This window comes from Desulfurococcus sp. (assembly GCF_049970475.1).
Lineage (GTDB): Archaea > Thermoproteota > Thermoprotei_A > Sulfolobales > Desulfurococcaceae > Desulfurococcus > Desulfurococcus amylolyticus.
The window spans coordinates 1-9,298 of the sequence record NZ_JBMFMW010000047.1; the positions used below are offsets into that span (position 1 = coordinate 1).

Annotated in this window: 9 protein-coding genes; 4 read left to right on the forward strand and 5 right to left on the reverse strand. The window is 45.5% G+C overall.

The window, feature by feature from the left end:
• The 4 genes from ACP5N5_RS04020 to gatD form a co-directional block, all read right to left on the reverse strand.
• Positions 1-844 (reverse strand): Fis family transcriptional regulator (locus ACP5N5_RS04020; RefSeq protein ID WP_428133174.1); only part of this gene is annotated, 844 nt, incomplete at its 3' end.
• A 34-nt stretch (positions 845-878) separates the two neighbouring features.
• Positions 879-1,229, reverse strand: a complete 351-nt coding sequence (locus tag ACP5N5_RS04025) for a hypothetical protein (RefSeq protein WP_012608488.1) — start codon at positions 1,227-1,229, stop codon at positions 879-881.
• Positions 1,230-1,570: 341 nt separating this feature from the next.
• The gene (gatE, locus tag ACP5N5_RS04030) at positions 1,571-3,487 is read right to left on the reverse strand and encodes a Glu-tRNA(Gln) amidotransferase subunit GatE (RefSeq protein ID WP_428133177.1); all 1,917 of its coding nucleotides are present in this window, start codon (positions 3,485-3,487) and stop codon (positions 1,571-1,573) included.
• On the reverse strand, positions 3,480-4,835 hold the full coding sequence (gene gatD, locus ACP5N5_RS04035) for a Glu-tRNA(Gln) amidotransferase subunit GatD (protein WP_042667585.1): 1,356 nt from the start codon (positions 4,833-4,835) through the stop codon (positions 3,480-3,482). The genes gatE and gatD overlap by 8 nt, the downstream gene beginning before the upstream one ends.
• A 195-nt stretch (positions 4,836-5,030) precedes the next feature.
• On the opposite strand from gatD, the gene ACP5N5_RS04040 reads away from it, so the two are divergent.
• Together ACP5N5_RS04040 and ACP5N5_RS04045 are read left to right on the forward strand one after the other, a co-directional pair.
• Positions 5,031-6,221 carry an aminotransferase class I/II-fold pyridoxal phosphate-dependent enzyme gene (locus ACP5N5_RS04040; RefSeq protein ID WP_428133180.1) on the forward strand — a complete coding sequence of 397 codons (1,191 nt, stop codon included), beginning with the start codon at positions 5,031-5,033 and terminating at the stop codon, positions 6,219-6,221.
• Between the two features lie 14 nt (positions 6,222-6,235).
• Positions 6,236-7,201 carry an NAD-dependent epimerase/dehydratase family protein gene (locus ACP5N5_RS04045; protein WP_012608484.1) on the forward strand — a complete coding sequence of 322 codons (966 nt, stop codon included), beginning with the start codon at positions 6,236-6,238 and terminating at the stop codon, positions 7,199-7,201.
• Between the two features lie 9 nt (positions 7,202-7,210).
• Here ACP5N5_RS04045 and ACP5N5_RS04050 read toward each other — a convergent pair whose 3' ends face one another.
• Positions 7,211-7,363, reverse strand: a complete 153-nt coding sequence (locus tag ACP5N5_RS04050) for a 30S ribosomal protein S30e (protein ID WP_012608483.1) — start codon at positions 7,361-7,363, stop codon at positions 7,211-7,213.
• A gap of 89 nt (positions 7,364-7,452) precedes the next feature.
• On the opposite strand from ACP5N5_RS04050, the gene ACP5N5_RS04055 reads away from it, so the two are divergent.
• Together ACP5N5_RS04055 and ACP5N5_RS04060 are read left to right on the forward strand one after the other, a co-directional pair.
• Positions 7,453-8,673, forward strand: coding sequence for a hypothetical protein (locus tag ACP5N5_RS04055; RefSeq protein ID WP_042667957.1), 1,221 nt, complete (start codon positions 7,453-7,455; stop codon positions 8,671-8,673).
• A 5-nt stretch (positions 8,674-8,678) separates the two neighbouring features.
• Positions 8,679-9,298 (forward strand): fibrillarin-like rRNA/tRNA 2'-O-methyltransferase (locus ACP5N5_RS04060; protein WP_428133184.1); only part of this gene is annotated, 620 nt, incomplete at its 3' end.

Here is a 9,298-nt window from a genome sequence, read left to right on the forward strand (position 1 = left end):
GCCCCTTATTATAATCATACAGCTTATCCAGGGATATCCATGCATGAATTACGCCAATGAATGGATGAGTGCTCACCATGTTTGCTTGCTCCACGTCTATAAGTATCTGGGATTCATGTAGCTGACTCAGCAATGCTGCTAGAGCGTCAAGCGTATCAGATGATACGAATATTAGGGAGTACATGCCGCTGTCTTTATAAACATATTTCTTGCGTGTTAAGGCCACGGCATGTCTGGTGAAATGGTGGTATGTATCCCTTGCCCCAAGGCTCTTCTTAAGGGTTCCAACCAGGTCACTTGTTCTCCACCTGCCAAATATACAGGGGTTAAAGAGCCTGAATAACTCGAGGGCTATCACTTCATCTGCCTCATCAAGTAATATATCCTTATCAATGAATACGCTGGACTCCAGGAGTGTAAACCCGGGGTTTTGAACCACTTGTATAGGTACTAATACCTGTGATATTCTACCGTAAAACACGATCCTACATGCGTCAGCAGCTATAGATCTGGCATCTATCCCGCTATAGTCGTCTCTCACATAACTTATAATGGTTGGACGCGATGTATACGAGTAATAAGATATAATTAAAGGAGGGTTTCCGAGAAGACACCTCAGGCCCGTTGCCTTCTGCTTAAGTTCCCCAATAACTATGGAAACAGGTGTTTGCAGGCGATCTATAAAGACATTCAAGTATTTAACCAGTAGATTCTTCTTAATTAACGTATTCAGGTGCCTTGACAACTGGGTTCTATTAACACCAAGGGTTTTCGAAACAATGTTGAGGCTGACCCCGTTGTTAAGTAATGCTATAGCATTCATTAAAACCTCATGTGTTATCATTAATATACCTCTCCCGTCTCATTCAATAGTGGTTTCAACCCAGTGACTTAACAAGTAACTCCCAGATATATCTCGCCTCTGTTTGAACATTATTTATTCTTAGTGAGAGAACGGTCTCTTCATCTCTTACATCTATTTTCCATCCATCCTCCTCAAGCCGAGATGCCTTTTCACTGCTTAATGAATTTCTTAGAATTATCGTTAACCTAATAGAATTCATACCCAGTCTAGCTATAACTACACTATCCTCCTTGATACCGTAGATCAGTCTAAAACCCATTGTTCCACTTGTAAGACTCTTCTCCCATATATCTTTAACTATGACCTTGTACTTGTTCTCAGCGAGAACACTTTTTATTGCCTCTTCAACTTCGGAGGCTACCATATCTCATCACTTACCCATCGGGGTATCTGTGCGGCCAAGGATCCTCATCCATTATGATACTGTATTCCTAAGCCTTAAAATAAATATAGTTTAAAATAACTAGCATCCTTTTTCTTTAAAAGAAAGTAGATAAAAGAGCCGCTGCTGATTCTAAATAACTTCTAAATATTTGCCCCGGATGAGTAAAACCTAGATAGGATCATGGGTGATATTGAAGTCCTACTGGGGACACAAAACCTATCTTATCTTAAATAGAGTGAAAGCTGTGGAGATAAACGGCTCAGCCAAATGCCTTCTAATCACCACTCATTGACGGGAGTACTCGTCATCGCTGCATGATTTTATTTCAGTATCTCCTTTAATTTCTCTCTAACCTTTTCAGCTACGAGTGCTCCATCTATTCTACCCCTAACAGACTTCATGACCTCGCTCATAACTATCTGGAAGGCCTTCTCCCTTTTAGCGGTGATCTTATCCATGTTCTTCTTTATTGCTTCATTAATCAACTCGTCTAGCTCACTGATTGAGACAACGCCTAGTCCAAGCTCTTTTATAACATCCTTAATGCTCTTGCCCGGGTTCCTCGCTATACTTGACAATACATCTGGTATGGCCTCTTTAGCTATCTCATTGTTTGCCACCGCATCCAGGACATCCTCGATCACGTAGTCATCGATATTCTCGATGGGTACCCCGTCACGCCTCAATGAGGGAATAATGTTGACCAGTGTTGACGCTATAATTGATGCTGGTATCCTACCCATGTATTTCTCCACTAGTCTCTCATAGAGGTCGAGCCTTAAATCATTAATTACTGCTTTAGCTAGTTCCGTGCTTAATCCATGCTCCCTTACATACTTCTCCAACTTCTTCTCAGGGGGCTCTGGGATTAATTTGCTAGCTTTCTCCATGAGTTCTGGGGTAACATATATGGGTGGTATATCTGTCTCTGGATACATCCTGGCTGAGCCGGGGCGTGGACGCATGTATTTCGTTGTACCATCCGGGTTAGCGGCACGTGTTTCCTCAGGTACACCTATAACAGCTATCCTGGCTCTCTCGACCACCGCCTTTAATGCTTCCACAGCCTTCTGCTTGACATCTGCTACTATTACTATGGCATCTATACCTGGATCAGCCCCTGTCTTCACGTATAAAGCCTGAACCTCTTCCCTAGTGATCCCATAGTTTGGCAACTCATCCGTGTGAAAGATTCCGCCAACTCCTCCCCAGATCCTAGCATAGTCGGCTAGTTCGCTTCCAAATCTTCTCCCAGGCTGAATTTCTATCCCAAGTAATCCTTTAAAGCCCCGTAATACAACAGCGTATACACCGCCCCCAGGTATTGAGAGAGCCTTCTTCACTATCTTCGAACCTGTATCCCTGAATACATCTGTGACATCTATTATATTATCTGATATGTTCTCCGGACTCACGCCACGCTTAACTAGCTCGTCACGTATCTCGAGGAGTTTAAGCTGCCTTAACACCTCGTACTCTATCACTTTCGAGATTAAATATAAGTGTTGCACTCCTTTAATCTCTACTTTTGCACCGCCCTTGATACTTATGTTTAGATCCTGCCTAATGGTTCCCAGGCCTCGTTTAGCCCTTCCCGTGAGCCTGATTAACTGTCCTATTTTCAATGCTACCCTGACGGCTTGCTCCGGGTCATGTATATCCGGCGCCGTAGCTACCTCTACCAGTGGAATGCCAAGCCTGTCGATTCTATATCTTACAGTGGTCTCAGACTCATCGATCTTCCTAGCTGCATCCTCCTCCAGGCATAGTGTCTGTATGCCTATTTTCTCCTCGTTATCCATTATGTAACCGTTTACAGCGATTAACGCTGTACGCTGGAAACCACTGACATTACTACCATCGATAACTATCTTCCTCATCACATGTATTTCATCAATGATCCTCATATTCATGGAGCTGGCTAATGCTAATGCAACTAGTAATGCATCCTCATTTATCTCGTGGGGCGGCTCCTCATCGGCTTCAACAAGGCAGCTCGACTCCACAGGGGCCTCGTATTCATACTTCTTGTTCTTCTTCCATTCAAGCAGTGCAGCCCTATCTATCTCGCCTACCTCGCTCTTAGCCGGCCTAAGGTATCTCGTGAATACTTCTCGGGCCTCTGCCTCACTGAGGAGGGTTGGGCATTTACAGAAGAGCTTCCTCGCCGTATCTAATTGGACATGTATCTCGAGGCCGACCTTTAACCCGGTTTCACTATAGTTGATCCTACTCATGATTCCACCTCGGGTAGAGGTCTAGTATATGCCTCTCATTGAATTCTCCAGCGAGATTCGTGAGGAAAACTTTCCTAACTTCCTCAAGGTCCCTTGATACGCTGCCAAGGATCCATGAGAGCTTTACATAAGCTGTCTCGGGAAGTATATCAGAGCCCGGTATCACGCCGGCTTCGAGTAGTCTTCTACCAGTACTATAGACGTAGAGGTTGACGCGGCCGAAAAGGCATTGACTAGTCATTACCACGGGTATATCGTTTTCAACAGCCCTCGCTATAACTGGGATGAGCTTGTTAGGCATGTGTCCCAGCCCGCTTCCCTCTAGGACTATTCCATGGAAGCCCTTATCTATCAACGTCTCAAGCACCTCTGGTTGGAGGCCCGGGTAGACTTTAACCAGTGCCACCCTGTCATCAAACTTATTCTTTAACTGTGCCTCCTTGTTTTTACCACGGTGCTCAATGATTCTTCCCACGATCCGTACCTCCATTGTCTCAGGATACACCTTGGCTATCGGCTTATCGTTTATTGATTGAAATGCATCCCTTCTACTAGTATGCATCTTCCTGGCTTTCACGCCTCTATGTACCAGCGCGTATGTATCGGATGTTTCACCATGCATTACGATTACGGATTCAGCGAAGGACCCCTTGGAGGCAGCTATGAATGCGGCTCTTAGATTAAACGCTGAGTCACTGCTCGGCCTATCACTACTCCTCTGGGAGCCAACAAACACTATTGGAGCAGGCTTATTCACTATTGAGAATGCTAGGGCTGAAGCAGAGTAAGACATCATGTCCGTACCATGGGCTATTACAACGCCATCGACTCCTTCAACGAGCTCCTTATATACCTCCCGGGATAGGTTCTCCCAGTGAAGTGGCTCTATATCCTCGCTGAAAATACTCATTACCTCCCTAGCGTTAAAGACAGCTATTTCAGCCAGCTCCGGTACCCATTCAAGTATCTCGCCAGGGGTGAGGACCGGTGTAACTGCTCCCGTCTCATAATCAACTTTGGATGCGATCGTACCTCCCGTGCCCAGTAATACTATACGGGGTAATCCCTCAGCCCTCCCAACGGCTTCGACACCTACATGGTGATGAACCTGTTTCTTCGAAACCAGCCTTAAATCGCTTACCTCGTCGATGTTTAAACCTATATTATAGCCGTTATCTAGTTTTAAGACCAGCACAGGCCTCCCGGAATAGAGGACCTGGCGGGGCATGAGGATCCCGTTGAAAACAGTTCCATCCTTCAACACTACGACTATTTTATCACCTGGTTCAACCCCTATACTTCTAAGTATCCTAGCTACATTACCACTATAACCATAATACAGCTCCATTCAATCACCGGTTAGAAAATATAGAACCTATTCTACTTAAATATCAATAAGTAGCATGATATACCTGCATCATTAAGGGGGGCTCACACTTACAATGGATTGGGGTAGTTGATTTCACAATTGATACCATTTACCGTAAAAATAAAGTTATAAATAGATGGGTAAGTATAGTATATACGTCTATGGTGGAAACATATGGTAAAACGTTGGGTAAAGGAGTACTATGGGTTAAAGCTCAAAGAATTAATTGAGAGAGGAGAGATATGGGAGATAAAGAGGCTCATGGGCCCCGCTGGTCCCCGTGCTATAGTTGATGGAAGAGAGGTCATAGTGCTTGCATCCAACAATTATCTGAATCTAGCCAATGACCCCAGGCTTAAACAGGCGGCCATCGAGGCCATGGAGAAATATGGATGGGGTCCAGGCGCGGTCTGGGCTATTGCAGGATACCATGAGATACTGGATGCTCTACACAAGAAGATAGCCGAGTTCAAGAGAACGGAGGCCGCGCTAGTCTTCCCCACAGGCTTCGCTGTGAATGCTGGCACTATTCCAGTCATAGTCGAGCAAGGAGACGTCATAGTCTCTGATGAATTAAACCATGGAAGCATAATTGATGGTATAAGGCTTTCAAGGGCTGATAAAGTAATATATAAGCACTGTGACGTAGCAGACCTAGAGGACAAGCTTAAGCAAGTACATGGGAAATACAAAAAGATCCTTATAATAACCGATGGAGTATTCTCAATGGACGGTGATATAGCGCCCCTGAGAGAGATAGTTAGGTTGGCGAGAGAATATAATGCAATGGTGTATGTGGATGATGCCCATGGTGAAGGGGTATTGGGAGAGGGACACGGATCCCCAGCCCATCTGGGTGTCGAGGAGGAAGTAGACTTCCACGTTGGCACGTTCTCTAAAGCCCTCGGCTCCTCAGGAGGCATGATAGGCTCAGACTACGAGGTCATAGAATTTATTAGGAACAAGGCTAGGACATGGCTGTTAAGCACTGGATTCCCGCCTGCAGTAGTCGCTGCCAACCTGAAGGCGCTTGAAATAGTTATGAGCGATGAAGGGAAGGAGAGGATCAGGAGGCTATGGGATAATAGAAACTACTTCAAGAAGGAGTTAGACAACCTTGGATTCAACACAGGGAAGAGCCAGACGCCCATAATACCAGTTATAATAGGTGACACTAAGAAAACACGTGAGCTAGCCAAGTCTCTCTTCGAGGAAGGAGTATTCGTCGTGCCAATAGTATACCCGATGGTTGCTAGAGGGACAGAGAGGATCAGGAATCAAGTCAATGCAGGGCACACAAGGGAAGACCTGGATAAAGCGCTGGCAGCATATGAGAAGCATGGAAAGAGGCTTGGAATAATATAGGGTGAACTGGTAATATGCCCCATGTACTAGTGATCGGTGCAACAGGGCAGATAGGCTCAGCACTGGTGCCGGCTCTAAGGGAGAGGTACGGGAAATACAATGTTGTAGCAGGCTATCACTCTAAGAAGCCGGAGTTGCCTGAGCTCCTCGATGGACCGGTTGAACAGGTAGATGTCTTAAATAGGGATGCACTTGAGAAAGTTATAGAGAGGTACAGTATTGACACGATATACCATTTAGCAGCAATACTTTCAGCTGCAGGGGAAAAGAACCCTATGCTGGCATGGAGGATAAACATGGATGGTTTAATAAACGTGCTTGAAGCAGCAAGGGAGCACGGTATTAAAGTGTTCTGGCCTAGCTCGATAGCTGCATTTGGCCCCAGCTCTCCAAAGTACAATACTCCCCAGTATACTATAATGGATCCAACCACGATGTACGGTATAACGAAATACGCTGGCGAACTACTTGGAAGATACTACGTGTTAAAGTACGGGGTTGATGTAAGAGGAGTCAGATACCCGGGTATTATAAGTAGCGAAGCCTTGCCAGGCGGGGGTACAACTGATTATGCAGTTGAAATATTCTACTATGCTCTAGAGGGTAAGAAGTACAAGTGCTACCTGAGAAGGGACACGATGCTACCGATGATGTATATGCCGGATGCAGTGAAAGCGGCTATACAATTAATGGAGGCCGATAGATCCAGGCTTAAACTCATGGTGGGTTATAATGTCACAGCATTCAGCTTTACACCGGAGCAACTAGCCAATGAAATAAGGAAGTACATACCTGGCTTCGAAGTAGAGTACGAGCCAGACTTCAGGCAGGCAATAGCTGATTCATGGCCTAAATCACTCGATGACTCTGTTGCTAGGGAGGAATGGGGATGGCGGCCTGAGTGGAGTTTCGAGGCAATGGTTAAAGACATGCTTGTTAAGCTAGGTAGGAAGCTAGGTAAGAAACTCGTTATAGAATAATTTTTATCTCTAAGCAGCCTCCTTGGGCGGGCTTTCAATCCTCCTGATATACTCCCATTTATTCCTGATCCTAGGCGGTTTATTCTTCTTCGGCTTAGGCGGTATCTTAGGGGTTTGACTCCTTACTTTCCCAGCCTTTGTTAGCGAGCCATGGCTTGGCATATTGAACCACCTAACATGATAGTATAGTTTAGGGATATTTAAATATGGTTTTACTTGATCTCTTAACTAGGAAGGCAGGTGTTATCGTGATGAATAAGGTTTATCTTGTAGAGAGCGTTATAGGGGTAATCGCTTTAAGCGATGACGGCTCAATAATAGCGTATGCTAAGTCACCTGAGAGCATCGATGATAACGTGGAATACCTGCTCAGCATTGAGAGAGGAGAGGAGACGCTACAGCATTCTGAGGTAATGGAGAAGCTGAAGGAGAGCGGTGTAACCAGTGTAATTGTTGAAGCATTGTCGCTAGCTAGAATAGCGTCTACTCATGGACTAAGCCCTGAGATAGTGCCAGGTCACAATATCTTCATAGATGTAAGGGGGGATATCGCTGAATTAGCGGTTAAACTAGGATACGTTGACTCGCAGGAGAAATTCTTCGAGAAGCTCCATAACATAATGCTTGAGTATACGAGGAGGAAATTAAGGAAGGAGGCTCAGAAAAGGGACTTACTGGCTGTGCAAGCGATAAGGGCGACCGATGACATAGATAAAACAATAAACCTATATGTTGCGAGGCTCAGGGAATGGTATAGCATCCACTTCCCAGAACTAGATGAACTAGTAAAGGAACACCCTGAGTACGCTAAGCTGGTATATGAGCTGGGACACCGCTCCAACTATACTGTGGAAAACCTCAGTAAACTAGGGTATAGCGAGGAAAAGGCTCGAAAGCTTGCTGAGGCGGCAAAGAACAGTATAGGTGCCGACCTAAGTGATTTCGACATGAACTATATAAAGATACTGGCTGGAATAATACTGGATCTCTACAAGTTGAGAAGTACTCTGGACGAGTATATTGATGCAGTAATGAAGGAGGTTGCCCCGAATATCTCTGCGCTTGTAGGGCCTAAACTAGGGGCGAGGCTACTGAGTCTAGCCGGGGGGCTAGAAAAACTAGCAGTCCTGCCAGCAAGCACCATACAGGTACTGGGTGCTGAGAAAGCATTGTTCAGAGCCCTGAGAACCGGTGGCAAGCCGCCTAAGCATGGAGTGATCTTCCAGCATCCATTCATACATAAGAGCCCTAAGTGGCAGAGAGGTAAGATAGCCAGGGCGCTGGCTGCAAAATTATCGATAGCAGCCAAGATCGACTACTTCAGTGGCAGGTTAGCTGGAGACAAGCTGGTAAAGGAGCTCGAGGAGAGAGTTGAAGAAATAAAGAAACTATATCCTAAGCCTCCACCAAAGAAAGAGGAGGAGAAGAGGCCTAGGCCGCCTCCTAAATCCAGGAGGAAGGGTGGGAGGTGATCCATGTGAGTCAACCGGTCTCGGTAAAACCACATGAAAAATACTACGGGGTATACGTTGTAGAGCTTGATGACGGTAGCCTTAAACTTGCCACAAGGAACCTGGTTCCAGGTCACAGGGTATATGGTGAGAAACTATATAGAATAAACAATGTCGAGTACAGGGAGTGGAATCTATACAGGAGCAAGTTGGCTGGTGCATTAGCCAACGGTCTCAGTGAGCAGCCGATCAGGGAGGGACATAGAATACTATACCTTGGAATAGCCTCTGGAACCACTGCCAGTCACATCTCGGACATCGTCGGCTTAAAAGGCAGAATTTACGGTGTTGAATTCGCTCCCAGGGTTATGAGGGAACTAGTATTAGTTGCCGATGTGAGAAAGAACATTTATCCAATACTAGGCGATGCTAGAAAGCCGCATGAATATAGGCATGTTGTTGAAACAGTTGACGGGATATATGCGGATGTTGCGCAACCGGATCAAGCTGCTATAGTCGCAGACAATGCATTACTATTTCTAAGGGATGGAGGATACTTGCTTCTAGCAATAAAGGCTAGAAGCATTGATGTGACAAAGGAGCCTAGTGAAGTATACCGTAGGGAGATAGAGACGTTAAAGCAGAG